Origin of the sequence: Porphyromonas sp. oral taxon 279 str. F0450, from assembly GCF_000292995.1 — a bacterium.
In the GTDB taxonomy this organism is placed as follows: domain Bacteria; phylum Bacteroidota; class Bacteroidia; order Bacteroidales; family Porphyromonadaceae; genus Porphyromonas; species Porphyromonas pasteri.
Genome location: NZ_ALKJ01000019.1, coordinates 1 through 24,696 on the forward strand (window position 1 = coordinate 1; position 24,696 = coordinate 24,696).

Annotated in this window: 18 protein-coding genes and 2 pseudogenes; 11 read left to right on the forward strand and 9 right to left on the reverse strand. The window is 53.3% G+C overall.

Translation table 11 applies throughout. The features are described from left to right. A pseudogene (locus HMPREF1323_RS03945) lies at positions 1-280 on the forward strand (hypothetical protein); the annotation flags it as partial. A 143-nt stretch (positions 281-423) separates the two neighbouring features. Here HMPREF1323_RS03945 and HMPREF1323_RS09085 read toward each other — a convergent pair. Next, positions 424-516: pseudogene (locus HMPREF1323_RS09085) on the reverse strand (DUF3853 family protein); the annotation flags it as partial. Between the two features lie 640 nt (positions 517-1,156). On the opposite strand from HMPREF1323_RS09085, the gene HMPREF1323_RS03950 reads away from it, so the two are divergent. From HMPREF1323_RS03950 to HMPREF1323_RS03985, 8 genes are all read left to right on the forward strand, one after another. Next, positions 1,157-2,107: a glucosaminidase domain-containing protein gene (locus HMPREF1323_RS03950; RefSeq protein ID WP_044124086.1), complete on the forward strand. Its 951-nt coding sequence runs from the start codon at positions 1,157-1,159 to the stop codon at positions 2,105-2,107. A gap of 45 nt (positions 2,108-2,152) precedes the next feature. Beyond that, a complete protein-coding gene (locus tag HMPREF1323_RS03955; RefSeq protein ID WP_044114688.1) occupies positions 2,153-3,304 on the forward strand; it encodes an AIR synthase related protein in 1,152 nt (383 codons plus the stop codon). Positions 3,305-3,324: 20 nt separating this feature from the next. Continuing rightward, positions 3,325-4,413 carry a peptide chain release factor 1 gene (gene prfA / locus HMPREF1323_RS03960; protein ID WP_009432978.1) on the forward strand — a complete coding sequence of 363 codons (1,089 nt, stop codon included), beginning with the start codon at positions 3,325-3,327 and terminating at the stop codon, positions 4,411-4,413. Between the two features lie 69 nt (positions 4,414-4,482). Next, positions 4,483-5,322 carry an orotidine-5'-phosphate decarboxylase gene (gene pyrF, locus HMPREF1323_RS03965; protein WP_009432936.1) on the forward strand — a complete coding sequence of 280 codons (840 nt, stop codon included), beginning with the start codon at positions 4,483-4,485 and terminating at the stop codon, positions 5,320-5,322. Positions 5,323-5,345: 23 nt separating this feature from the next. Next, on the forward strand, positions 5,346-6,383 hold the full coding sequence (gene lpxD / locus HMPREF1323_RS03970) for a UDP-3-O-(3-hydroxymyristoyl)glucosamine N-acyltransferase (protein ID WP_009433033.1): 1,038 nt from the start codon (positions 5,346-5,348) through the stop codon (positions 6,381-6,383). Positions 6,384-6,396: 13 nt separating this feature from the next. Continuing rightward, positions 6,397-7,782 (forward strand): bifunctional UDP-3-O-[3-hydroxymyristoyl] N-acetylglucosamine deacetylase/3-hydroxyacyl-ACP dehydratase, encoded by a 1,386-nt coding sequence (locus HMPREF1323_RS03975; protein ID WP_009433124.1) that lies wholly within the window; start codon positions 6,397-6,399, stop codon positions 7,780-7,782. An 84-nt stretch (positions 7,783-7,866) separates the two neighbouring features. Next, the gene (lpxA, locus tag HMPREF1323_RS03980; RefSeq protein ID WP_009432919.1) at positions 7,867-8,658 is read left to right on the forward strand and encodes an acyl-ACP--UDP-N-acetylglucosamine O-acyltransferase; all 792 of its coding nucleotides are present in this window, start codon (positions 7,867-7,869) and stop codon (positions 8,656-8,658) included. Between the two features lie 49 nt (positions 8,659-8,707). Next, positions 8,708-10,222, forward strand: coding sequence for an NAD(P)H-hydrate epimerase (locus HMPREF1323_RS03985; protein WP_009432998.1), 1,515 nt, complete (start codon positions 8,708-8,710; stop codon positions 10,220-10,222). A gap of 101 nt (positions 10,223-10,323) precedes the next feature. On the opposite strand, the gene fumC is transcribed toward HMPREF1323_RS03985, so the two are convergent. Then, on the reverse strand, positions 10,324-11,721 hold the full coding sequence (fumC, locus tag HMPREF1323_RS03990; protein WP_009433143.1) for a class II fumarate hydratase: 1,398 nt from the start codon (positions 11,719-11,721) through the stop codon (positions 10,324-10,326). Between the two features lie 566 nt (positions 11,722-12,287). Beyond that, positions 12,288-14,141 (reverse strand): leucine-rich repeat domain-containing protein, encoded by a 1,854-nt coding sequence (locus tag HMPREF1323_RS04000; protein WP_009433210.1) that lies wholly within the window; start codon positions 14,139-14,141, stop codon positions 12,288-12,290. Positions 14,142-14,519: 378 nt separating this feature from the next. Between HMPREF1323_RS04000 and HMPREF1323_RS04005 the strand changes: the two genes are divergently transcribed. Together HMPREF1323_RS04005 and lptB are read left to right on the forward strand one after the other, a co-directional pair. Further along, positions 14,520-15,350, forward strand: a complete 831-nt coding sequence (locus tag HMPREF1323_RS04005) for an enoyl-ACP reductase FabI (RefSeq protein WP_044114258.1) — start codon at positions 14,520-14,522, stop codon at positions 15,348-15,350. Positions 15,351-15,389: 39 nt separating this feature from the next. Further along, on the forward strand, positions 15,390-16,145 hold the full coding sequence (gene lptB, locus HMPREF1323_RS04010) for an LPS export ABC transporter ATP-binding protein (protein ID WP_009433088.1): 756 nt from the start codon (positions 15,390-15,392) through the stop codon (positions 16,143-16,145). A gap of 353 nt (positions 16,146-16,498) precedes the next feature. Here the strand turns inward: lptB and HMPREF1323_RS04015 are convergent, their stop codons facing one another. From HMPREF1323_RS04015 to prfB, 6 genes are all read right to left on the reverse strand, one after another. Beyond that, positions 16,499-18,001 (reverse strand): oligosaccharide flippase family protein, encoded by a 1,503-nt coding sequence (locus HMPREF1323_RS04015; RefSeq protein ID WP_009433211.1) that lies wholly within the window; start codon positions 17,999-18,001, stop codon positions 16,499-16,501. An 18-nt stretch (positions 18,002-18,019) separates the two neighbouring features. Then, positions 18,020-19,069 (reverse strand): Holliday junction branch migration DNA helicase RuvB, encoded by a 1,050-nt coding sequence (gene ruvB, locus HMPREF1323_RS04020; protein ID WP_009432914.1) that lies wholly within the window; start codon positions 19,067-19,069, stop codon positions 18,020-18,022. Positions 19,070-19,073: 4 nt separating this feature from the next. Beyond that, positions 19,074-20,108: an alpha/beta hydrolase gene (locus HMPREF1323_RS04025; RefSeq protein WP_009432989.1), complete on the reverse strand. Its 1,035-nt coding sequence runs from the start codon at positions 20,106-20,108 to the stop codon at positions 19,074-19,076. A 162-nt stretch (positions 20,109-20,270) separates the two neighbouring features. Further along, complete coding sequence (locus HMPREF1323_RS09230; protein ID WP_009751898.1) at positions 20,271-20,435, reverse strand: hypothetical protein; 165 nt, start codon at positions 20,433-20,435, stop codon at positions 20,271-20,273. A gap of 187 nt (positions 20,436-20,622) precedes the next feature. Next, positions 20,623-22,797 carry a polyribonucleotide nucleotidyltransferase gene (gene pnp, locus HMPREF1323_RS04030; RefSeq protein WP_009432979.1) on the reverse strand — a complete coding sequence of 725 codons (2,175 nt, stop codon included), beginning with the start codon at positions 22,795-22,797 and terminating at the stop codon, positions 20,623-20,625. A 747-nt stretch (positions 22,798-23,544) separates the two neighbouring features. Then, a protein-coding gene (gene prfB, locus HMPREF1323_RS04035; protein WP_156795197.1) for a peptide chain release factor 2 occupies positions 23,545-24,664 on the reverse strand; the annotation gives its coding sequence in 2 pieces (ribosomal slippage) (positions 23,545-24,600 and positions 24,602-24,664; 1,119 coding nt in all). Between the last annotated feature and the right edge of the window lie 32 nt (positions 24,665-24,696).

Here is a 24,696-nt window from a genome sequence, read left to right on the forward strand (position 1 = left end):
CTTTCAAATGTATAAGTTCCCAGGCTATAACACCAGCACATATGTAACGACGGTCTACAAAGACTATCTTTTCTACGGGACACTCAACTATTACTTCTACGTTGGGGCTATCGACTTACGTACGCACGAGATGCTTCCAGAGGTTAAGATTGACTACACACCAGGGAATCTTAACCGAATATCGAGCATCGGCGTACACGAAGGGCAGCTCTACGTGGAGATTCAGACAGAGCTTGATCATAGCGATATACATGTTCTCGACCTAGACGAGGACGAGTGACTTTGACTATGCTATTGCCATCAATGATATTGCTCCAGGGGTAGTATCTATCAGCAATCATCGCTTCCGGTAGTCTAGTGTTAGGCTGATGGCTTGCTGCTCAAGGGCAATAATTTGCCGGGAGTCTTGTCTTGTGTATCTCCCTCTCGTTGCGTTGACCCCTGCTGAGCGAGGAAGAGTAGTTCTTCACCCGTCATCTGCCATACGGGCTTTTCGAGGGGTTCGTGTAGTGTCATAGTTACTTATACGTTGCGGTGGCAATCCAATTGAATGCATCTTTATAAGTCTTCGAGAGTCTTCAAGCATCGTCTTGAATAGCTCTGACACTGCAAATGTATAGGCGAAATTAGCACGTCCGAATAGCCTAGGAAAGGGGAGGATGTATTAGGAGAATGTGGGAAAACAAGCCGAGCCCTTTGGTCTCCATCAAGAGGCTCCCAGGGCTCGTTTATTGTCTTATAGGCTATAGATATTTCCGGGTGTAGAAAAGGGTGCAAATCGCTTGCGATTTGTACCCTTTCTTTTTCAGCGTAGAGAGAGGCTATTTCTCTTGAACTATCATAGACGCTTGTTTGATGTCAAAGTGCTGTTTATCAATATGGATATGGGGACATTGTGCAAGCCTACCTCTTCATTACTCGTATCTCCGTCCCCCGAAAATCGGGTCTTTAGGCTGAGAAGTTCGAAGGTGGAAAGTGCAAGCTGTGAAGAGATGGCCTTGCGCAATGGGCTCAATAGTGTTTCATACCACGACCCTATATTGGAGCCTGCAGATATGCTCCGAAGGATAGCTATATAATTCGTATCTTTGCCACTACTTGTAGCCATTGTATAGATATGGAAGGTCTACAAGTAAATGTTCACTGTACAACAATGATGAGAATCAGCCATTCCGTTATATATCGACTGAGCTTGGCTCTTGCTGTGGTTCTCCTTTTCGGAGGCCTTGAGGCTTTTGCCCAGGTGCTACGCAAGCCAACCTTTATGGATTATATCCGCACTTACGAAGCCGAGGCCAGACGTCAGATGAGTCGTCATGCGATCCCTGCCAGTATCACCTTGGCCCAAGGGCTTATAGAAACGGGTGCTGGGACGAGCACCTTGGCCCGAGATCACAATAACCACTTCGGTATCAAGTGTCACTCGACCTGGTCAGGTAAGCGTACCTACCGCCGAGATGACAACCCCAATGACTGCTTCCGTAGCTACCCTTCGGCGAAGGATAGCTATGATGACCACTCTCAGTTCCTCAAGGCGCGTCGCTATCAGCGCCTCTTCGCTCTTCGCTACGACGACTATCGCGGTTGGGCTAAGGGCTTGCAGCTCTGCGGATATGCTACGAATAAGGGCTATGCAAATATGCTGATCAAGGTCATCGAGGACTATGAGCTTTATGCCTTTGACCGAGGCGAGTATCCTACGTGGTACTCAGGTCGTCCTGTGCCTGCTCGCCGTCCTGCTGAGGCACAGCGCAGCTATGACAGACCTATGCGCCCCTCCTATATCAGCTATGGCCTCCTCTATGTGCTCGCTGACCAGAATGATACCTATGAGCGTATCGCAGCTGACATGGGGATCTCCGCAAAGAAGCTGGCTAAGTACAATGATACTCCTGAGGACTATCCTCTTAATGAGGGAGACGTCGTCTACCTTGAGCCAAAGAATAAGGAGGCTTCTGCTCGCTACACTACCTATACCGTCCGCGTAGGGGACTCGATGCATGACATCTCCCAGCGCTATGGTATCCGACTCGATCGACTCTACAAACTCAATAATAAGGATGCTGACTACGCCCCCGAGGAAGGGGATGTGCTCCGCCTCCGCTAACCTTCACTCGGCACCAGACCCGACAAACTTATGAACGAGCGCTATATGCAGCGCGGCGTCTCAGCCTCCAAGGAGGATGTGCATGCTGCCATCCGCAACGTAGACAAGGGCCTTTATCCTAAGGCTTTCTGTAAGGTCATCCCCGATATCCTCGGGGGAGATGAAGCCTATTGTAACATCATGCATGCAGATGGTGCGGGCACGAAGTCTTCGCTGGCCTACATCTATTGGCGTGAGACGGGTGACCTCTCTGTCTGGAAAGGTATCGCGCAGGATGCGCTGATCATGAACATTGACGACCTGCTGTGTGTAGGGGCCGTCGATGGCATCCTCGTCTCCTCGACGATTGGTCGCAACAAGCATCTCATCCCTGGTGAGGTCATCGCTGCGATCATCAATGGTACAGAGGAGCTCCTTGCTGAGCTTCGTGCTCAAGGTATTGGTGTCTATGCCACGGGTGGTGAGACGGCTGACGTCGGTGACCTCGTACGTACGATCATCGTAGATAGTACGGTCACCTGCCGCATGAAGCGCAGTGATGTCATCGACAACGCTCATATTCAGGCTGGTGATGTCATTGTTGGGCTGGCCTCCTTCGGGCAGTCCTCGTATGAGACCTCCTACAATGGGGGGATGGGGAGCAATGGGCTGACTTCTGCTCGTCATGATGTACTGGAGCACTCACTCTCAAAGCGCTACCCTGAGAGCTACGATGCTGCTACGCCCGATGAGTTGGTCTACAGTGGCTCGAAGGCTCTTACCGAACCCATCGCTGGTACACCACTGGATGCGGGGCGCCTGATCCTCTCTCCTACGCGTACCTATGCTCCGATCATCAAGGCGATCCTTGATGAGCTTCGTCCGGAGATCCATGGTATGGTACACTGCTCCGGTGGAGCTCAAACTAAGGTGCTACACTTCGTCGAAGGCAAGCACGTGATCAAGGATAATATGTTCGCTATTCCACCACTCTTCGAGCTGATCCAGAAGGAGAGCGGTACACCTTGGGCCGAGATGTACAAGGTATTTAACATGGGCCATCGTATGGAGCTCTACGTCTCCGCTGAGCATGCAGCCCGTATCATCGAGATCTCCGAGAGCTTCGGAGTACCAGCCCAGATCATCGGGCGTGTCGAAGCTGCAGAGAAGAATCACCTCACTATCCACTCCCCATTCGGAGTGCTTAACTACGAATAATAGCTACTCAATAGACCTAAATGGCAACGGAAAACGACCTGCTTAGCCGGATCGAAGGCTTGGAAATACGCTTCCAAGAGATCACTTCGCTTATCACCGCACCAGATATTATCGCCGATCAGAAGCGCTTCATGAAGCTCAGCAAAGAGTATCGTGATCTGGAGCGCATCCTTGATAAAGGTAAGGAATATCGTAACCTCCTCGGGAATATCCAGGAGGGGCGCGATACGCTGGAGGCTGAGAGCGATCCAGAGCTCCGTGCGATGGCGCGTGAGATGATGCAGGAGGCTGAGCAGCGTATCCCTTCGCTCGAAGAGGAGATCAAGCTTCTCTTGATCCCTGCAGACCCAGAGGATGCGAAGAACGTCGTCATGGAGATCCGCGGCGGTACGGGCGGTGACGAAGCGGCTCTCTTCGCAGGTGACCTCTATAAGATGTATGTACGCTACTGCGAAGGCCGTGGCTGGACTACTGAGGTCACGAGCATGAGCGAGGGCACTGCTGGTGGCTACAAGGAAATCATCTTCACGGTCACGGGAGATGGTGTCTATGGGATCCTCAAGTATGAGAGCGGTGTGCACCGTGTGCAGCGTGTCCCAGAGACTGAGACTCAGGGGCGTGTGCATACCTCTGCCGCTTCGGTAGCTGTGCTCCCAGAAGCTGAAGAAGTAGACGTCGTCCTTAATCCTGCTGATATCGAGATGCAGACTGCTCGCTCAGGTGGTGCTGGTGGGCAGAACGTCAATAAGGTCGAGACGAAGGTCCAGCTGACCCACAAGCCTACGGGTATCGTCGTCGTCTGTCAGCAGGCGCGTACGCAGCTGGCAAACCGAGAGCTGGCTATGCAGATGCTCCGTACGAAGCTCTATGATATCGAGCTTACCAAGCATAATGAAGAGATCGCAGCACGTCGTAAGACGATGGTCTCTACGGGGGACCGCTCAGCCAAGATCCGTACCTATAACTATCCTCAGGGGCGTGTGACCGATCACCGCATCAATCTCACCCTCTACAATCTCTCCGCTATTATGTCGGGAGAGATCCAACCCATCATTGACGAACTTATCATCGCCGAGAATATCGAGCGAATGAAGGAAGCCGCCCTCTAACACATCATCATTAGTACAGGTTAGAAGGGGGCTACCTCCTTATTTCTAACTCCATAGCATACCGAGATTATGACAAGAGACGAACTATTTGAGAACATCAAGAGGAAGAAGTCCTTCCTCTGTGTCGGGCTGGATACGGATGTCCGTAAGATCCCTCAGTTCCTCCTCGACGAGGATGATCCTATCTTCGCCTTCAATAAGCGGATCATCGATGCCACTGCGCACTTGTGCGTAGCCTACAAGCCCAACCTTGCTTTCTACGAAAGTATGGGTTCCTTCGGCTTGCAGGCCTTTGAGAAGACCGTGGCCTATATCCAGTCAGAGTATCCCGATCAGTTCATCATCGCTGATGCTAAGCGTGGTGATATTGGGAATACGAGCGATATGTATGCTCGCAGCTTTTTTGAGCACCTCAAGGTCGATGCCCTGACTGTGGCTCCCTATATGGGAAGTGACAGCGTCTTGCCCTTCCTCAAGTATGCTGGGCGCTGGGTGATCCTCCTTGCTCTTACCTCGAATGCCGGAGCAGCAGACTTCCAGATGCTCCCCGTCGATGGCGGTGAAGAGGCCCTCTTTGAGCGCGTCTTACGTACTAGTACCGAGTGGGGCAATAGCGATCAGCTGATGTATGTTGTCGGTGCTACCAAGGCCGATATGCTGGGGCGTGTTCGCGCTATCGTACCCGATGCCTTCCTCCTTGTCCCTGGCGTTGGCTCGCAGAACGGGAGCCTTGAGGATGTAGCTCGCTTTGGTCTGAATAGCCAGTGTGGTCTCCTTGTGAATGCCTCACGTAGCATCATCTATGCTGACAATACCGAGGCCTTTGCCAATGCAGCAGCTGCTGAGGCTGAGGCTCTACGTCGCCAGATGGCTGAGATCCTTATTAAGAACAAGCTTATCGAGGCCTAAGCCCAGAGCGAGACAGACCGTATATGCAGTTTAGTGCCTCACAGATAGCCCCCCTTATCTCAGGCGTCATCGAAGGTGACGCCTCCGTCCTCGTTTCGAACTTCGGGAAGATCGAGTCGGCTCAGCCAGGTGATCTTGCCTTCTTGGCTAACCCTAAGTACGAATCCTTTGCTTACACGACGAAGGCCTCGATCCTGCTGGTGGCAAACACCTTTGCTCCCAAGCAGCCTGTTGCCTCGACAATCATCCGAGTAGAGGATCCCTACGTTGCCTTAGCTCAGCTGATGCAGCTGGTCGAGCAGCAGAGTGCTCCTCGTCTTCATGGGATTTCGCCCAAGGCTCATATCGCTGATGATGTAGAGCTGGGTGAAGATGTCTATGTAGCTCCCTTTGCTGTCATTGAGCCCGGAGCTAAGATTGGTCGGGGCTGTCAGGTCCACTCCTTCGCCTATATTGGTCGTGGTGTCACGCTTGGTGAGGGGACGGTGATCTATCCTCAGGTTACCCTCTATCATGGCGTACGAGTAGGTGCGCGCTGTATCATCCATGCAGGTGCTGTACTTGGATCAGATGGCTTTGGTTTTGCTCCCGAATCTGATGGCTATCATAAGATACCGCAGCTGGGTAGCGTCTTAGTAGAGGATGAAGTCGAGATCGGTGCCAATACGTGTATCGACCGAGCTGTTATGGATAATACGGTCATCCGTCGTGGGGTCAAGCTGGATAATCTCATTCAGATAGCTCACAACTGTGAGGTCGGTGAGCATACTGTGATGGCTTCGCAGGTTGGCTTGGCTGGCTCCTCGGCAGTGGGAAAGTGGTGTCGCTTTGGTGGACAGGTCGGTATCGGCGGGCACCTCACTATCGGTGATCGCGTAGAGATGGCGGGGCAGACCGGTGTACTTGGCAATGTAGCTTCGGGTACGGCTCTTATGGGCTCTCCCGGAATGCCACTTCGCGAGGCGATGCGTAGCTTCGTCATCCAACCTAAGCTTCCCGATATGTACCGCCGCCTACAGGCACTTGAGAAAGAACTTGCAGAACTCAAAAAACAACTATAAGAGCACGAGTATTATGACTAAGCAAAAGACATTAAAAGCTCCCTTCTCTCTCTCTGGGAAGGGCTTACATACAGGCCTTGATATTCAGATCACTTTCCTCCCTGCTCCTGCTGGGACGGGGCGTGTCATCCGTCGTGTTGACCTCGAAGGCACTCCTGAAATCCCTGCACTCTCTGAGTTCGTCAAGGGTACTGAGCGCGGTACTGTCTTGGTCAAGGGTGATGCCTCGGTAAGTACGGTAGAGCATGCTATGGCTGCTCTCTACGCTAAAGGGGTAGATAACTGCTACATTGAGGTCAATGCTCCAGAGTTTCCTATCCTCGATGGGAGCGCTCGTCTCTATGTCGAGGGTATTCACGCCGCTGGTCTTGAAGAGCAGGATCTTCCAGTAGAGCACTACATCGTAAAGCGTCGCCAGGAGGTCGTTTCGGCTGATGGTCGCTCACGTATTGTCCTGCTTCCCGATAGTAAGTTCGGTGTCGACGTACATATCTCCTTTGACTCGCCCGTGCTGAGCAACCAGTTTGCTTCACTTGAAGACCTCGCTGACTTCGACAAGGAGATCGCTTCTTGCCGTACATTCGTCTTTGTCCGTGAAGTAGAGATGCTTCTCGCAAATAATCTGATCAAGGGTGGTGACCTGGACAATGCGCTTGTCATCTATGACGAGCCTATGGCTCAGGAGAACCTCGACAAGATATGTGATCTTATGAAGGTCACACGTCGTACGGATCTCTCCCTTGGGTATATCAATAATGCTCCTATTATCTTCCCCAATGAGCCTGCGCGCCACAAGCTTCTCGATGTGCTTGGTGACCTCGCGCTCATCGGTCGTCCTATCCGTGGTCGTATCTTGGCTTATTGCCCAGGGCATAAGATCAACAATGAGATGGGAGCTAAGATCCGTAAGGATATTAAGCTCAACGAAGCTCAGGCTCCTCTCTACGATCCCAATGCGACACCTATTCTTGATGTCAACCGTATTCGTGAGCTTCTACCACACCGCTATCCCTTCCTGATGGTCGATAAGATCATTGAGATCGGTACGGACTATATCGTAGGTGTCAAGAGTGTTTCGGGCAACGAACCCTTCTTCCAAGGCCACTTCCCCACGGAGCCTGTGATGCCGGGTGTTCTCCAGGTGGAGGCGATGGCACAGGTCGGTGGTCTCCTGGTACTTAATACGATCGAAGACCCCGAGAAGTACTCGACTTACTTCATGAAGATCGACAACGTGAAGTTCCGTCAGAAGGTCGTCCCAGGTGATACCCTTGTCTTCAAGCTCCGTCTGCTCGGTGAGATCCGTCGTGGTGTAGCCAACATGCGTGGGCTTGCTTTCGTCGGTGAGAAGCTTGTCTGCGAGGCTGAGTTCATGGCGCAGGTCGCAAAAAATAAGTAAATACATCCACAAGAGCCTGCCACTCCCTACCTCTAAATGAGAGGATAGGGTGTGCGCGGCTCTTGTCTATATACATATATGTCTATGTCACATCCTAACATAAGCCCACTGGCGAGCGTCCATCCTGAAGCTAAGCTGGGTGAAGGTGTTATCGTCCATCCCTTCGCCGTCATCGAAGAGAATACCGAGATCGGGGAAGGTTGTATCATCGAGAGTCATGCCGTCATCAAGAGCGGAGCTCGTCTCGGTAAGCATTGCCATATCCATTCGGGTGCAGTCATCGCTGGTATCCCTCAGGACCTCAAGTTCGTCGGTGAAGACAGTGTCGCTATCATCGGTGATCACACGATGGTGCGCGAGTGCGTGACGGTCAATCGTGGTACTGCTTCTCGCGGTAAGACGGTCGTCGGGAGCTACTGTCTCCTGATGGCTTACTCGCATGTCGCTCACGACTGTGTCCTTGGTGACCATGTCATCCTCGGTAATGCTACCCAGCTGGCTGGTGAAGTAGAGGTCGATGACTATGCTATCCTCAGTGGTGGCTCACTCGTCCATCAGTTCGTGCGTATCTCTAAGCACGTCATGATCCAGGGGGGATCTCGCGTGAACAAGGATATCCCTCCCTACACGCTCATTGGTCGTGATCCCATCGTCTACTGTGGTATCAACATCGTTGGTCTGCGTCGCCGTGGCTTTACTAATGAGCAGATCTTCCGCATCAACGATATCTACCGTACGCTCTACCAGCGTGGGCTCAACAATAGTGAGGCCTTCCGCGTCATCGAGGAAGAGATCCCCGAGAGCTACGAGCGTAGTCTTATCCTCGACTTTGTTCGTACCTCAGAGCGTGGCATCGTTCGCGGGACGATGGACTAATTGCTGCCACCAAGTCAATAGGATATACTTATAAGCTTTCTCTACTCTCATGCAGAAGATTTATTCGGGCAAGCAGCTGGACATCCTCTATGCTCAGGCTGCTCAGTTGGATAAGCTAAGTGCGCAGGATCATATCGAGCGTGCTGCTGTAGCTTTTGAGCGAGAGCTCCTACGCCACTATTCTCTCGGTGGTCGCTCGATTTATGTCTTTGCTGGTGCAGGTCGCTGTGGCGCCTATGCCTTGAGTATTGCCCAGACACTTTCACGTAGAGGGCATACTATCTTTGCCTACCTCTTCTACCGTGGAGGGAAGCTCTCGCCCGAATGTGAAGCTGTTCGTGAGCGCCTCCCAAAGGATACCTTCCGCTTGGAAGAGGTATTTACGGACTTCACACCTCCTAAGATCGCCAGTGGAGACCTGATCATTGATGGGCTCTTCGGTGCAGATCTGCAGACACCTCTCTCGGCTGGCTATGTAGGGCTGGTGAAATTCCTCAACGAATCCAGTGCTCCCATCGTGAGTATTGAGATCCCTTCAGGGCTCTTCGCTGAGGATAATTCGGGGAATAAGCTGGATAACGTCATCTGTGCAGAGCGCACGATCACTTTTGACAGCCCGAAGCTCGCCTTCTTCTTTAGAGAGAATGAGCCTTATGTAGGAGCTTGGTCGTGCATTTCGCTGGGGATTAGTCCGCAGGCACAGCATGGGATTGATACGGCTTATTACCACGTGCAGGATGCTGCACTCTCGCTGGCTCTGCAGAAGCGTCCTCGCTTCAGCATCGAGCTTCCACGAGAGAAGGCACTTCTCTTGACTTATGTGAAGGGGCATATTGGGAAGACGCTCCTATCTGCTCGAGCTGCTTTCCGTGCGGGATGTAGCGAGCTTCATGCCTTAGTACCTACAGAGGAAGCACTGTCTCTCTCTCTTGCCCTGCCTGAGCTTACAGTCCATACGCCGTCTGACGAGGCGAAACTGCTCACTGGAATCAATGCTTATCGGACGGTCGTCATTGGGGAGGGCTTTGGTACAGATGAAGAAGCGCTCCATCTTTTAGAAAGTCTGCTCACGCCCTCGTATTCGCGTCCCTTCCTCTTGGAGGGAGATGGCATCGCACTACTCTCAAGTGATCGTAAGCTACTGAAGAAGCTCCCGAAGAATAGTATCTTGATCGCTTCGCACCTGGAGATGGATGCTATGTTCGGAGACTTCCGCTCCGATCGTGAGCGTCTGGAGCGTGCTCTCGAACTGGCTCGGGAATGTGATATCTATGTCATACTGCGTGGCACTTACTCCGCAGTATGTGCTCCGACGGGAACGGCTTTCTTCGACACAACGGGGAATACCGGTCTCCAAACACAAGGTGCTTCCAACGTCCTCGCTGGTGTGATCGCAGGGCTTCTGGGGCAAGGCTACCAATCGATCACAGCTGCAGTCTTGGGCCTTCACTTGGTCGGGCTGTCGGCAGAGCTTTATGCTGGTCGCTATTCGGAGCGCAGTCTCACGGCGACGAGCTTGATCGACCTCCTGGGAGAAGCTTATCATCAGCTCGAGGCTAAGTAAGCTTTCTCTTCCGAGTCATCGGACTTCGGATCGGGATATAAGAAAGGGCGTGATGCAGATAGCATCACGCCCTTCTCTATTTACGGGTGAATGGTCAGCCTTTAGTCAAGGGGATGAACCATATCTTCGGGACGAACCCACTTGTCGAAGTCTTCTTCGCTGACATAGCCGAGGCGAAGGGCTTCTTCCTTGAGGGTAGTACCGTTGCGGTGTGCAGCATTTGCGATCTCAGCAGCCTTGTAGTAGCCGATGTGGGTATTCAGAGCCGTGACGAGCATCAGGGAGTTATTGAGAAGCTCCTTGATACGTGGGTGGTTGGGCTCGATACCAGATACACAGTGGATATCGAAGGATACTGCAGCATCACCGAGGAGCTGTGCGCTCTGCAGGAAGTTAGCTGCCATGACAGGCTTGAAGACATTCAGCTCGAAGTGGCCCTGCATACCGCCGACAGCGATAGCAGCATCGTTCCCGATGACCTGAGCGCAGACCATCGTCATCGCTTCGCACTGGGTAGGATTGACCTTACCTGGCATGATAGAAGACCCGGGTTCGTTGGCGGGGATGATGATTTCGCCGATACCGCTACGAGGACCTGAAGCGAGAAGACGAATGTCATTGGCGATCTTATTGAGCGAAACGGCGATCTGCTTGAGTGCGCCGTGAGCTTCTACGATAGCATCGTGAGAGGCGAGGGCCTCAAACTTGTTCTGAGCCGTGACGAAGGGCAGGCCGGTGAACTCTGCGATGTGGCGAGCTACTACGACATCATAGCCCTTAGGCGTATTCAGACCCGTACCGACGGCAGTACCACCGAGAGCGAGTTCGGAAAGATGAGGAAGGGTATTCTCCAGTGCGCGGATACCGAAAGCCAGCTGTGCAGCGTAGCCACTGAACTCCTGCCCGAGGGTCAGAGGCGTTGCGTCCATGAGGTGCGTACGGCCGATCTTCACGACGTCTGCCATTTCCTTGGCCTTCTTGTCGAGGGCTTTCTGGAGCTGGCGAAGGCCTGGGAGGGTCACTTCTACGACCTTCTTATAGCAAGCGATGTGCATGCCGGTGGGGAAGGTGTCGTTGGATGACTGAGACTTATTGACGTCATCGTTGGGGAGGAGCGTCTTTTCGCCTTCGCCGATCTTCTTACCAGCGAGCTGGTGTGCGCGATTAGCGATGACTTCGTTGACGTTCATGTTGCTCTGCGTACCTGAGCCCGTCTGCCAAATCACGAGAGGGAACTGGTCGTCGAGCTTGCCTGCGAGGATCTCATCACAGACAGCTGCGATGAGGTCACGCTTCTCTACGGGCAGCACGCCAAGCTCATGGTTGGCGAAAGCGGCACCCTTCTTGAGGTAAGCGAAGCCACGGATGATGTCAAGTGGCATAGATGCGGGTTGACCGATCTTGAAGTTGTTGCGAGAGCGTTCGGTCTGCGCTCCCCAGAGCTTGTCTGCAGGCACCTGGACTTCACCCAGGGTGTCTTTTTCGATTCTGTAGTCCATACTATGATTGTATCACTAATGATGCGGGGGTGTCTACAGCGCGGCTATAGACTAAGACAAAAATACAAATAGATTTCTGTATTTCCTGCCCGAGAGCCGAATTTGATGGCGCCCGCGAAGGCTCCTCTTCGGGCGGGAAGGAATAAGGCTTTGTGTCGGGAGTAAAATGCCTTTCAGTGGGAAGTCATTGGCGCTCGCAGGGTGGGTCATATAACCCTCCGTAGAAAGTAATATAACTTCTGACCAAAAGTAATATAACATTCGTCGAAAAGTAATATAACATTTGACCGAAAGTAATATAACATTTGGCAGGAAGTAGAGGTACTTCTTCCGAGAAGTTAAGGTACTTCCTTTTAGAAGTAGAAGTACTTCCTCTGAAAAGTAGAGGTATTTTCATTGAAAAGTAGAGGTATTTTCTGGAGTACCTCAAGAAGCCCTTGGATAAAGGCTCTTTGTGCCCCGTCCGAATGAGCTTGAACTGCCCCAACAAAATGAAGGTAGCCCCCCAACTCCAAGCGGTGAGTTGGGGGGCTACTTGCGCTGAGTCCCATCGGGCGCTGCAGCGTCTATTTGCTCTTGAAGGTCTTACTTGTGAAGCCTTCAGCAGGGAATACGCCGTCTAAGACGAAGTACGTCCCGAACTTGAATCGGAAGTTATACTCGCCACGCTTGGAGAAAGACCAGGTGAACTTAGTCGTATCGATGCCGTCCCCCGTGATCCAGGCAGCCGATGAAGTGAGTTCTGTCCCGTATCTCAGGATAAAGAGGTAGTCTGTAGAGGAAGGATCGAACTGAGCTGCCTTGAGAGCCTGCGCCACGTCAGCGTAGGAGAAGTCCTTATTGGCATCAAGCACGACGTCGAATGGAGCTTGCCCCTCGAAGATCGCAGGCTTCAAGCTGACCTTACTCTGCTTGATCGAGCGGTCATAGTCTTCTGCATCCTTCTTGCGTGGCCCCAGAATGGCGTAGGTCCAGATGCAGGCTGCGGGCGTCAGGCTATTATAGCTCAGGTCAAGTGTCTCCAGTGCAGGGTAGCTTTCGCCCTCGACGAAGACGCTCTTGATGCTATTATTGGGTACGCGAAGACTTTCAAGCTGCTTGAGACCTTCGATGCGCAGCGTGGAAAGCTTGCCACGCTGGTCGTGGTCTTGAGCTGTCGCACCGCGCTTCAGCCCGATGATGAGGACGGACTGCAGGGAAGTGTAGGGGCGAAGATCAGCTTCGGCGAGCTCTTCATTCCCGCTGAGGTTGAGCGATTCGATACCAGAGGGGAGCTTGACCGAAGCCAAATTTGTCAGACGGTTGTGCGCCAGGCTGACGGTCTTGACCGAAGTGAAGGCCGAGAGATCGAGCGAAGCGATCTCATTCTCCTCAAGAGTGAGGCGCTTGAGCGAAGGAAGGGCGGAGAGGGTAGGGGCAGTTACCTTCGTGCCTTCGATAGTCAGCGCGCTGAGCTGAGAGCATTCGCTGATCTCAGCCTTAGTGATCCCCTCGGCATGACTGATGTCAAAGAGGCTGAGCTTCGGCAGAGCAGAGAGCTGAACGGAGGTCGCCGACGAGGCTTCTACATGATGAAGCGTCAGGTAGCGCAGGTTGGGGTAGTCCTTTGCGGAGAAATTCAGGTTGGCGAACTTCGCATGGCTGGCCTTGAGCAAATCGAGATTCGTGAGGCCGCTCAAGCTCACACCGCCCTGAAGTGTCGTGTGAAGGGGCTCGATGTAGAGGTCTGTGATGGCGGGAAGACCTGAGAGCTCAAGCGAAGAAAGCTTCGGCAGGCGGTCAATAGCTTCGCCGGCGGCATTGCGCATTTCTACAGGGAGCTTGAAGGAGCCATTATCATCGTTGGTGGTGGCGAGCTTGGGGAAGTCCTTTATGACGACACGCTCGAGCGACTCAAGAAGCTCATAGCTGAGCTGGCTGAGTGTGGCGGCCTGGCTACCAGCTGTACCCGTGAGGCTGAGATCCGTGAGCTTCGGCAGGTGCTGCAGCTGTACCTTCTCGAGCTTGGGGGCAATGAGGGTGATATGTGTGAGCTCAGGCAGGAGGTCCGTCGAGAGGAAGTCGAGGGAAGTGATGGGCGAGAAGCCCTGTGTACCAGTCAAAAGCTGGAGGACGTGGTACTTGCCGTCGGTGTCTTTGATGAAGTTCACCGCCAGATGTGTCTGCGTCCACTTCGTCGGGTCATTGGAGGCGATGTCGGCTTCGAGGCCATTTCGCGAGAAGAGCTTACGAAGCGTCTCCAGCTCCGAGGGCATGATCTCATCGGTACTACTGGGCAGGGTGAGCTGATAGCTGATAGTTGGCATCACTTGCTCCTGCTTCTTGGTGTCTGGCTCGTTGCCGTTCTCCTGCTTACAGGCGGGGAGTCCGAGGCAAAGTGCTAAGGCCAGACTCGTCAGGTAAGTATTGGTTCGTTTCATCCGTAGGATAGATATGTATTGAGGTAAAAGAGACCGCCGCGGAGAGTGCTTCCACAGCGGGGTTACAAAGGTAGATGAAGTCCTCCCTCCGTGTCTATATCCGCTGGAAAATACCGATATGTGGTGACCCTAATGCCTCCAAAATCCGCCCCTTCCTCCCCTCGAATGAGTAGGAAGTACCTCTACTCTCGGAGCGAAGTCGAGATACTTCTGAGAGCTTTCTCAGGTACTTCCGGCTGCATTCTTAGGTACTTCTGCCTACTTCTTCAGCTCCTTCCCGCCGAGAGTAATTGGCAAAAGATGGGTGCTCTGCACAAAAAGCGTATCTTTGTGCTATATATCATTAATGGTTATTTAACAGATAAAGGAATCACAACTATGAGCTATAATCTCTTAGCAGGAAAGAAGGGGATCATCTTCGGTGCTCTCAACGAACAGTCCATCGCATGGCGCGTCGCAGAACGTGCTGTAGAAGAAGGCGCAGAAATCATCCTTACCAACACCGCTGTAGCTGTTCGCATGGGCCAGCTGAATGAGCTGGGCCAGAAGCTCAATGCTAAGGTCGTCCCCGCTGACGCTACGAAGGAAGAAGAACTCGAAGTTGTCTTCCAGGAAGCTATGAAGAGCTTCGGCAAGGTTGACTTCGTCCTCCACTCCATCGGTATGAGCCCCAACGTCCGTAAGGGTCGTGCTTACGATGACCTCGACTACAAGATGCTCCAGACGACCTTCGATATCTCGGCTGTATCTTTCCACAAGATGCTGCAGGTAGCTAAGAAGCTCGACGCTATCGCAGAAGGTGGCTCTGTCGTCGCTCTTACTTATATCGCTGCACAGCGTACCTTCGTCGGCTATAACGATATGGCTGATGCCAAGAGCCTCTTAGAGTCTATCGCTCGTAGCTTCGGTTACATCTACGGTCGTGACAAGGGTGTCCGTATCAACACGGTCTCTCAGTCTCCTACGGTCACGACTGCTGGTAGCGGTGTCAAGGGTATGTCTGACCTGCTCGACTTCGCAGAAGACCTCTCTCCTCTGGGTAACGCCGACGCTAACGACTGCGCAGACTACTGTATCACGCTCTTCAGCGACCTGACGCGCAAGATCACGATGCAGAATCTCTTCAACGATGGTGGCTTCAGCTCTATGGGTATGAGCGCTGCTGCTATCGAAGCCTTTGCTACGGGTCGCGCAAACCGCGAGAAGTAGTCCCCACAAACCGAAGAGGCTTTTATACAGCTTTCGACAATGATACTTCGCACAGAGAACCTCGTCAAGCGCTATCGCTCGCGTACGGTCGTCAACCACGTCTCAATACAAGTCGGACAGGGGGAGATCGTCGGGCTACTAGGCCCTAATGGTGCAGGGAAGACGACGACCTTCTACATGACGGTCGGGCTGGTCGTTCCTAACGAAGGGCGTATCTATCTCGATGACCAGGATATCACGAAGTATCCCGTCTACCGCCGAGCACAAGCAGGTATCGGTTATTTGGCTCAGGAAGCTTCGATCTACCGTAAGCTCAGTGTCGAGGATAATATCCTCTCGGTGCTGGAGCTGACGAATCGAACGAAGCAGGAACAGCAGGCACGTCTTGAGGAGCTCATCGCTGAGTTCCGCTTAGAAAAGGTACGTACGAACGCAGGCAACCGCCTCTCGGGTGGTGAGCGCCGTCGTGCTGAGATCGCTCGCTGTCTGGCCATTGACCCGAAGTTCATCATGCTTGACGAGCCGTTCGCTGGTGTTGACCCTATCGCTGTGCAGGATATTCAGAGCATCGTAGCTCAGCTTCGCCACAAGAATATCGGCATCCTCATCACTGACCACAACGTCTACGAGACGCTTAGTATCACCGACCGTGCCTATCTCCTCTTCGAGGGGAAGGTGCTCTTCGAGGGGACTGCTGAGGAGTTGGCCGAGAATGAGATCGTGCGTGAGAAGTACTTGGGTAAGGACTTCCAGCTGCGACGTCGTACTTTCGATATTGATACGACAAAGGAATAGCCTTCAGCTTCTTCAGAAGTAGAAAACGATTAGCCTCCGATTCCAAGACATTGGATCGGGGGCTAACTGCTTTCATATACACCCCATTTTGAGAGCCTTGATTTCCCTCCCATAGGTCTACTTAGCCGACTTCACTATAGGCTGTGAAACGAACCAGTACTGCTCCGCATTGCGACCAGTACTGGTAACTAATATCGACCAGTACTGCTCACGCTTCGGATCAGTACTGGTCGCTTCGCTGACCAGTACTGGTTCCTTTTTACACCTCTCAGTGGCGCAAACAAGTAAGCCCTATGTCACCAGCTTAGATGCTACTGGTGATATAGGGCTTGCTTTATTAGAGAGGGGGAGTCTTATCTCTTGAGAAGCTTCTTTCTTAGAGCGACGAGGGCACCCTTGGGTACTTCGTAGCGGTAGATGATCCCGACGAAAATAAGTAGCAAGAGTGTATTGGCTACCATACGGAGTATGGGAGCATCGGGGAGGGCTTGTGCGATGGCCCATTCAGCAGCGTAGAGTACGCCTGTAAGGAGCGTGTACAGTCCGAGTCGAGGCAGGTCGTAGTCCACGGGGTAGTAGTGCTGGCCGAGGGCGTAAGAGAAGAGCATCACGCCACCATTGGCTACTACTGATGCCCATGCGCAGGCTATGAAGCCGTAGCGGGGAGCCAGCAGGACGATGAGTAGTACCGTCAGTGCGCAGCCTACGATCGAGAGGATAGCACCCCAATGTGTGCGGTCGGTGACCTTGTACCAGAGAGAGAGGTTGAAGTACACGCCGAACATTAACTGCCCTGCCATGATCCATGGCACGACAGAGAGCCCAGGGTAATAAGCTGGAGCGATGAGGAGCTTCAAGATATCCATATAGCTCATCACCGCCAGGAAGATAAAGAGCGTGAAGAGTACATAGTACGTCATCGACGAGGAGTAAGCTCGGCGAGCAGCATCCTCACCCTTCTTCTTCTCGGCGAAGATGAAGGGGTCATAAGCGTAGCGGAAGGCCTGCGTGAAGAGGATCATTACTACAGCCAGCTTGTAGCAAGCTCCGTAGATACCCAGCTGCGCATTAGCGTAGTGGGAGTCCTCAAAGAGTAGAGGGAAGAGAATCTTGTCGGCTTGGTTGTTGAAGTTGCCCGCTAAGCCTAAGAGGAGCATTGGCAGGGCATAGCGAAGCATAGAGCGAAGGAGCTTGCTGTCGAAGCGCCCCGTAGCCTTACGCAGGGTGGGGAGGAGCAGGAGGAATTGCAGGCCATTGCTCACCAGATTGATCCCGAAGATATACTGCAGGGCGTGCTCTCTGGGATGGAGTTCTCCAAGTATAGGGATGTACTCGCTGAGAGCAGGTACACCGTAGAAGGCGAAGAGCGTCAGGAGGATAGTCGCCCCGACGAAGCTCATACGTACGGTCATGAACCACCAAGGGCGCTGCTCGTAGCGGAGGTAGCCCAGCGGAATGGCCATGAAGGCATCGCTGGCGACGATGATGAGGAGGTAGCTCAGGAGATCCTTGTGCTCTGCGACGTGGAGCACTGTCGCTAAGGGATCGAGGAAGAGCCAGCCGAGTAGTACGAAAAGCGTGGAGGTTACCCCAAGTGACCATAGGGTCGTCGAATAGACGTCAGCAGGCTGCTCATGCTTGTTCGCAAAGCGGAAGAATGCCGTCTCCATCCCATAGGTGAGGATGATCATCAAGATAGCTGTCCAAGCATAGAGGTTAGTCATCTGCCCGAATTCCTCGGTGATGAGTACTCGGACGTAGACGAAGGTAAGGAGCCAATTCAGGAAGCGCCCGAACATGCTGCTCAGGCCATAGACTGCTGTATCCTTGATTAGTGAGGTAAGTGTACTACTCATTGTGGTGGTCGTATGCCCTTAGTAATTGTCGTCATCGAAGAAGCTCCCCGCTTGGCGGATGCGGGGCTTCCTCCCCAGATGACTATAAGCTAAGTCCGTGGCTTCACGGCCACGGGGCGTGCGCTTGATGAAGCCTTCCTTGATGAGGTAGGGTTCGTAGACTTCCTCCACCGTGCCAGGATCTTCGCCCAATGCGGTAGCGATCGTCGTCAGTCCAACGGGGCCACCAGCGAACTTATCGATGATCACTCCGAGAAGCTTATTGTCGATATAGTCAAGCCCGTAGCGGTCGATATTTAAGGCCTCAAGGGCATAGCAAGCGATCTCCTTGGTGATACGACCGTCACCCTTGACTTGGGCGAAGTCACGCACACGGCGAAGTAGCGCATTAGCGATACGTGGCGTACCGCGACTGCGAGAGGCTACCTCGACGGCAGCACTGGCGACGCAGGGCGTCTGCAGGATATCTGCCGAGCGGTGGACAATGTCTGCGAGCGTCTCGATGTCGTAGTACTCCAGATGCAGATTGATACCGAAGCGAGCGCGCAGGGGGGCGGTCAAGAGCCCACTACGGGTCGTGGCGCCCACAAGCGTGAAGGGATTGAGGTCGATCTGTATGGAGCGTGCGCTGGGACCTTTATCCAGCATGATGTCGATGCGGTAGTCCTCCATAGCCGAGTAGAGGTATTCCTCCACGATGGGACTCAGGCGGTGGATCTCATCGATGAAGAGCACGTCATTGGGCTCAAGTGAGGTAAGAAGCCCAGCTAAGTCTCCAGGCTTGTCCAGCACTGGGCCTGAGGTGATCTTGATACCGACACCGAGTTCGGCTGCGATGATATGGGATAGGGTAGTCTTCCCGAGGCCTGGAGGGCCGTAGAGGAGGACGTGATCCAGTGCATCGGAGCGCATCTTCGCAGCCTGTACGAAGATCTTGAGGTTCTCTACCGCCTTGTCCTGTCCACGGAAGGTGTCGAAGGAGAGGGGGCGGAGTGCACGATCGATATCTTGCTCTTCTGTGGAGAGCGTAGACTGATCGCGTATGTCGAAGCTATCGAGATCCGGCATGAGGCTATGGATGTGATGTGGAGTGAAGTGAGTCAAGGAATGTGAAGAGCGTGCGGTAGACCGTGGCGTAAGCGGTGGAGTCACTCGAGAGGAAAAGGTCGTGGAGGCCGTTGGGGATGCGGTGTGCCTCGACTTGAGGGCCAAGCTTCTTCCCGTAGCGCTGTATATCCTCGACGTCCAGCACGAGGTCAGCCTTACCGAAGGCTTCTTGCCATGCGCCCTTAGCGCGGATACTCTTATCTGAGCTCATCAGGAGGATAGGCATCGGGAGTTGTAGACCACGCTGCACGCGCTTATGCCCACGACGAATAGCACGAAGCCAGCCGAGGCGGATGGGGTGTCCGTAGTCCTTCTTTAGATGCGTGTCGTAGTCCCATGGCCCGTGATATCGGGAGAGTAATGACTGGGCATAGAGGTCGGGCGACTTGGATACTCCGCTGATGACCTTGCTTGGAGCTATACCAGCTGAGGCGGTCAGTAGGGGAAGGACGATCTTCTCCTCGGCCTTCGAGAAGTTGAAGTCAAAGAAAGGACTATTGAGGATGAAGGCCCGGATGCTATCTTGATTCTTCGTGTCAGCAAGATAAAGGGAGGTGATGAGCCCACCTGTCGAGTGTGCCATCAAGTAGACCTCCTCGGCACCTTCCTCACGGATGATCTTCAGTGCTGCCCCCAGTTCCTCATAGTACTCCCGTAGGTTGCGTACCTCGAAGGCATCTTGATGAGGGAGGATAGAGCGCCCATATTTGCGGAGATCAAGAGCATAGAAGTCAATCCCATGCTGAGCGATACTATCTCCCATAGCGGCCTGGAAGAAGTAATCATTGTATCCGTGTACGTAGAGTAGGGCACGCTTAGAGGGAGTAGTGCGGTCGTGCCGGATGAGTGTAGCTATGACAGCTCCTGCGTAGTCATCTCGCATCTGTAGTGTGCGCTGGCTGTAGCCCGAGATGCTATCAGCACGCCATTGTGCGGAGAGCTCCAGACCAAGTAGCCTGCACGTGATGAGAAGGAGGAGGATATAAAGTCGTCGTTTCATACTATCTGTTTGTATTGACTTGAATGCAAAGATAACTTAAATCACGCCATGCCGTGGCGGTAGACATCGCAGGAGCATAGCCTTTGGGCTAAAATAAAGCGAGCTGTCCAGCCTCTGCTGGACAGCTCGCTATGGGAGTGATGTACTTCTTGGGTCCGGTGGTTACGCCTTCTTGTTGATGAAGATGTGACCGAGAAAGCCGAGGACGACGAGTGTAAGCCCCGTGCCGAGGAAGAGGTTAGCATTCTCTACCTGGTCCGTGAAGTAAGTGAAGAGCTGAAGAAGAGCCCCGATGAGCATCACGATGATACCGATATACTGCTTCATAATGTCTCTATGTACTATGGTTATGTGTATGTTCTCTATATGCAAAGTACGCAATAATTCCGTACATGACGAAACGCTTACAGAAGATAGCCCCCGATACCCCATCTCAGTGGAGATATCTGGGGGCTACTCTTGTGAAATTGCGACTCTGTGAAGGGGAGGGTGAGCCTCCTCTATTAGATGCTAATTAGCGAGGACGACGCTCACCACGTTCGGGGCGAGGACGACGCTCGGGCTCCTTATAGCCTTCGGGCTTGGGAAGCAGAGCACGACGGCTGAGCTTGAACTTACCCGTCTTCTGGTCGATGTCGATGAGCTTGACTTCGATCTGCTGACCTTCTTCGAGGCCCGTGTCTTCGATCTTTTCGTAGCGCTTCCAGTCGATCTCAGAGATGTGGAGCAGACCGTCCTTACCGGGGAGGAACTCTACGAAGCAGCCGTAAGGCATGACCGAGGAGATCTTACCCTGGTAGACTTCGTTCACCTCAGGCATAGCGACGATGCCCTTGATGAGGCCGACAGCCGTATCGATAGCATCCTTGTTGGAGGCGCTGATTTCGACTACGCCGACGCCATCCACTTCTTCGATGCTGATAGAGGCACCGCTCTTCTCCTGCATACCCTGGATGATCTTACCACCAGGGCCGATGACTGCACCGATGAATTCCTTGCCGATACGCAGGGTCACGATGCGAGGAGCATGGGGCTTGAGGTCTTCGCGAGTCTCGGGCTGAGCTTCGAGGATCTTGCCGAGGATGTGCAGACGACCTTCGCGAGCCTGTGCCAGAGCACGCTCGAGGATTTCGTAGCTAAGACCATCGACCTTGATATCCATCTGAGTAGCGGTGATACCGTCAGCGGTACCCGTTACCTTGAAGTCCATATCACCGAGGTGGTCTTCGTCACCGAGGATGTCGGATAGGATCGCGTAGTTCGTACCCTTGTTCTCAGAGATCAGACCCATGGCGATACCCGATACGGGCTTAGCGATGGGTACACCAGCGTCACGCAGAGCGAGTGTACCAGCACATACCGTAGCCATAGAAGAAGAGCCATTAGACTCGAGGATGTCGGAGACGACACGGACTACGTAGGGGTACTGAGCGGGGAGCATGCGCTTGAGGGCGCGGTGAGCGAGGTTCCCATGACCGATCTCACGACGGCCGACACCACGCTGTGGGCGAGCTTCACCCGTAGAGAAGGGTGGGAAGTTATAGTGGAGGAGGAAGCGTTCCTTACCGTAGTTGAGTACGTCGTCGACGAGCTTCTCATCGCTCTTCGTACCCAGCGTGACTGTCGTCAGAGACTGCGTCTCACCGCGGGTGAAGACAGCAGAGCCGTGAGGTCCGGGCAGGTAATCCGTTTCGATCCAGATAGGACGGATCTCGGTGGTCTTACGACCGTCAAGGCGCTTGCCTTCGTCGAGGATAGCACGGCGCATAGCTTCCTTTTCGACATCGTGGTAGTAGCGAGCGATGAGGGGAGCCTTCGTCTCGAGTTCCTCTTCGGTGAACTTAGCCTTGTATTCCTCTACGATAGCATCAAAGGCCTCAGCACGAGCGTGCTTGTCGGTACCCGATACAGCTACGGCGTAGGCCTTAGCATAGCAAGAGTCGTGTACATCCTTGCGCAGGTCTTCGTCGTTCTCTTCGTGGCAGTAGGTGCGCTTGACGAGCTTACCTACAGCTTCGCTGAGCTCGAGCTGAGCCTGGCACTGTACCTTAATGGCTTCGTGGGCTACCTTGATAGCCTCGAGCATTTCAGCCTCCTGGACTTCCTGCATTTCCCCTTCGACCATCATGATGTTATCGAGGGTAGCCCCTACCATAAGCTCGATGTCAGCAGACTCGAGCTGCTCGAAGGTGGGGTTGATGATGAATTCGCCATTGACGCGGGCGACGCGTACCTCACTGATAGGACCGTTGAAGGGGATGTCCGATACGGCGAGGGCTGCAGAAGCAGCGAGCCCAGCCAGAGCATCAGGCATATCTACACCATCCGTAGAGAAGAGAATGACATTGACGAAGACTTCGGCGTGGTAGTCATCTGGGAAGAGGGGACGCAGGGCACGGTCTACGAGACGGCAAGTCAGGATTTCATAGTCAGAAGCCTTGCCTTCGCGGCGCGTGAAGCCACCAGGGAAGCGACCGAAAGCGGCATACTTCTCCTTGTACTCGACCTGGAGGGGCATGAAGTCAACCCCAGGATTGGCATCCTTGGCTGCGCATACAGTGGCCAGCAGGACGGTATTCCCCATGCGAAGGGTTACGGAACCGTCAGCCTGCTTGGCTAATTTCCCTGTCTCGATGACGATCTCTCTACCATCGGGCAGTGTGATAGTTTTGCTAATTGGCTGTAGCATTATTGTTCTTTATTGATTGATAACACCTTTAATAGTCGGCACAAAGGTAGTCAAATAAACGGTACCAAGCGCCCCAGCTCTGCGATGTAGCCATACTTTGGAGGGAATTCTTATCTGCTACCTTCCTGCTTACCTTGATTCAGCTCCTCGAGGTCGGGCAATTTTGCCATAACGGAAGGGGATCCAGTATGCCATGGAGGCTCTTTATAAGCTTGATCAAAGAAGACTCATCTGCTGCTCAACTTCGGCTGTCGTATAGACCTATGATATGAACCAATATTGGTCGCTGCTTTGACCTATATTAGGTTGTTGCTCCGCGTCGGGATAAAAGTTGTGGACGAGTAGCAGACAAGTTTGGGCTACGTACGTGGCTCTAATATCTACGTGCGTGGATATTTGGATTTACATGCCTGGTCTTTAAGACTACGTACATAGACAGAGGAAAACCACTACGTGAAGGCGCTTTTTCCTTTACGAGAACGATGCTTTTCCCTACGCTGAATAAGAGGAATACTCGCGATAAGGCGAAGGGCTTTCCTGATCACTTCGGAGAGGCATATCGGGGAGCTGGGCGTGCTATGCCTTAGCACTCTAAATAGAGGACAGCACTCTCCCGCAACAGTCTCATATTGTTTATCCCGCTTGGAGGAAATGGTCGTTGCACCTCTCTCATACGAAAGCCCCCGCTTAGAAGCTGAACTCTAAGCGGGGGCTATTCTATGCCAATAGTCGTGGTGAATTAAAGAACTATTCCTCGTCCTTTCCTGCGAACTCCATCAAGTAGGCCTTGATGAACTCGTCAATATCTCCGTCCATAACAGCGGTGACATTCGAGGTCTGGTAGCCTGTGCGGTGGTCCTTCACGCGGCGGTCATCGAAGACGTAGCTACGTATCTGGGCACCCCATTCGATTTTCTTCTTCCCTGCCTCGACCTCGGCCTGAGCCTTGCGGCGGCGCTCAAGTTCCTTGTCATAGAGCTGCGAGCGTAGGAGGCGAAGGGCATTCTCTCGGTTGTCGGTCTGCGATCGGGTCTCAGTATTCTCGATGATGATCTCCTCTTCCTCGCCCGTGTCGGGGTCCTTGTACTTATATCGTAGGCGTACCCCAGTCTCGACCTTGTTGACGTTCTGCCCACCGGCACCACTGGAGCGGAAGGTGTCCCAACTCATATTGGCGGGATTGACCTCCACCTCGATGGTATCGTCTACCAGAGGTACGACGAAGACGGAGGCAAAGCTCGTCATGCGCTTCCCCTGCGCATTGTAGGGGGAGATACGTACGAGGCGGTGTACGCCCGTCTCGCTCTTGAGGAAGCCATAAGCCTGATCACCCTCGACCTGCATGGTCATGGTCTTGATGCCGGCTTCATCGCCGTCCTGCCAGTTGGTGATCGTGGTCTTATACCCCTGCTTGTCGCACCAGCGGGCATACATACGGGCAAGCATTGAAGCCCAGTCTTGGCTCTCGGTACCGCCAGCTCCAGCGTTGATCTTGAGTACGGCTCCAAGGTTGTCTTCCTCGGCACGAAGCATATTCTTAAGCTCGACCTCTTCGAAGAGATGGATGGCACGCCTGTAGGCATCATCAACTTCCTCTTCGGTGGTGATCTCCTCCTTATAATACTCAAGGGCGAGGGCTACCTCCTCGACGAGACGCTCAGCTTCGTCGTAGTAGGCGATCCACTTGCGAAGGTCCTTGACCTTGCGCATCTGGGCTTCAGCACGGGTGCGATCTTCCCAGAAGGAAGGGTCTGCCGTGCGAAGCTCTTCTTCTTCTAATTGGATACGTCGGCTATCGACGTCAAAGATACCTCCTCAGCGCAGTCTTGCGCTCCAGCAGGGCATTGAGCTGGTCTGTCGTTATCATAGACTTCTATGTGATTAGTGAATAAATAGTCG

Excerpts from the sequence above, each read along its gene's own strand:
- HMPREF1323_RS04005 (WP_044114258.1), top strand. The coding sequence starts at position 14,520 with ATGAGCTATAATCTCTTAGCAGGAAAGAAGGGGATCATCTTCGGTGCT.
- HMPREF1323_RS04015 (WP_009433211.1), bottom strand. The coding sequence starts at position 18,001 with ATGAGTAGTACACTTACCTCACTAATCAAGGATACAGCAGTCTATGGC.
- lpxA (WP_009432919.1), top strand. The coding sequence starts at position 7,867 with ATGTCACATCCTAACATAAGCCCACTGGCGAGCGTCCATCCTGAAGCT.
- pnp (WP_009432979.1), bottom strand. The coding sequence starts at position 22,797 with ATGCTACAGCCAATTAGCAAAACTATCACACTGCCCGATGGTAGAGAG.
- HMPREF1323_RS03985 (WP_009432998.1), top strand. The coding sequence starts at position 8,708 with ATGCAGAAGATTTATTCGGGCAAGCAGCTGGACATCCTCTATGCTCAG.
- prfA (WP_009432978.1), top strand. The coding sequence starts at position 3,325 with ATGGCAACGGAAAACGACCTGCTTAGCCGGATCGAAGGCTTGGAAATA.
- HMPREF1323_RS09230 (WP_009751898.1), bottom strand. The coding sequence starts at position 20,435 with ATGAAGCAGTATATCGGTATCATCGTGATGCTCATCGGGGCTCTTCTT.
- HMPREF1323_RS04025 (WP_009432989.1), bottom strand. The coding sequence starts at position 20,108 with ATGAAACGACGACTTTATATCCTCCTCCTTCTCATCACGTGCAGGCTA.
- HMPREF1323_RS03950 (WP_044124086.1), top strand. The coding sequence starts at position 1,157 with ATGAGAATCAGCCATTCCGTTATATATCGACTGAGCTTGGCTCTTGCT.
- HMPREF1323_RS03955 (WP_044114688.1), top strand. The coding sequence starts at position 2,153 with ATGCAGCGCGGCGTCTCAGCCTCCAAGGAGGATGTGCATGCTGCCATC.
- HMPREF1323_RS03975 (WP_009433124.1), top strand. The coding sequence starts at position 6,397 with ATGACTAAGCAAAAGACATTAAAAGCTCCCTTCTCTCTCTCTGGGAAG.
- lpxD (WP_009433033.1), top strand. The coding sequence starts at position 5,346 with ATGCAGTTTAGTGCCTCACAGATAGCCCCCCTTATCTCAGGCGTCATC.
- pyrF (WP_009432936.1), top strand. The coding sequence starts at position 4,483 with ATGACAAGAGACGAACTATTTGAGAACATCAAGAGGAAGAAGTCCTTC.
- lptB (WP_009433088.1), top strand. The coding sequence starts at position 15,390 with ATGATACTTCGCACAGAGAACCTCGTCAAGCGCTATCGCTCGCGTACG.
- ruvB (WP_009432914.1), bottom strand. The coding sequence starts at position 19,069 with ATGCCGGATCTCGATAGCTTCGACATACGCGATCAGTCTACGCTCTCC.
- fumC (WP_009433143.1), bottom strand. The coding sequence starts at position 11,721 with ATGGACTACAGAATCGAAAAAGACACCCTGGGTGAAGTCCAGGTGCCT.
- HMPREF1323_RS04000 (WP_009433210.1), bottom strand. The coding sequence starts at position 14,141 with ATGAAACGAACCAATACTTACCTGACGAGTCTGGCCTTAGCACTTTGC.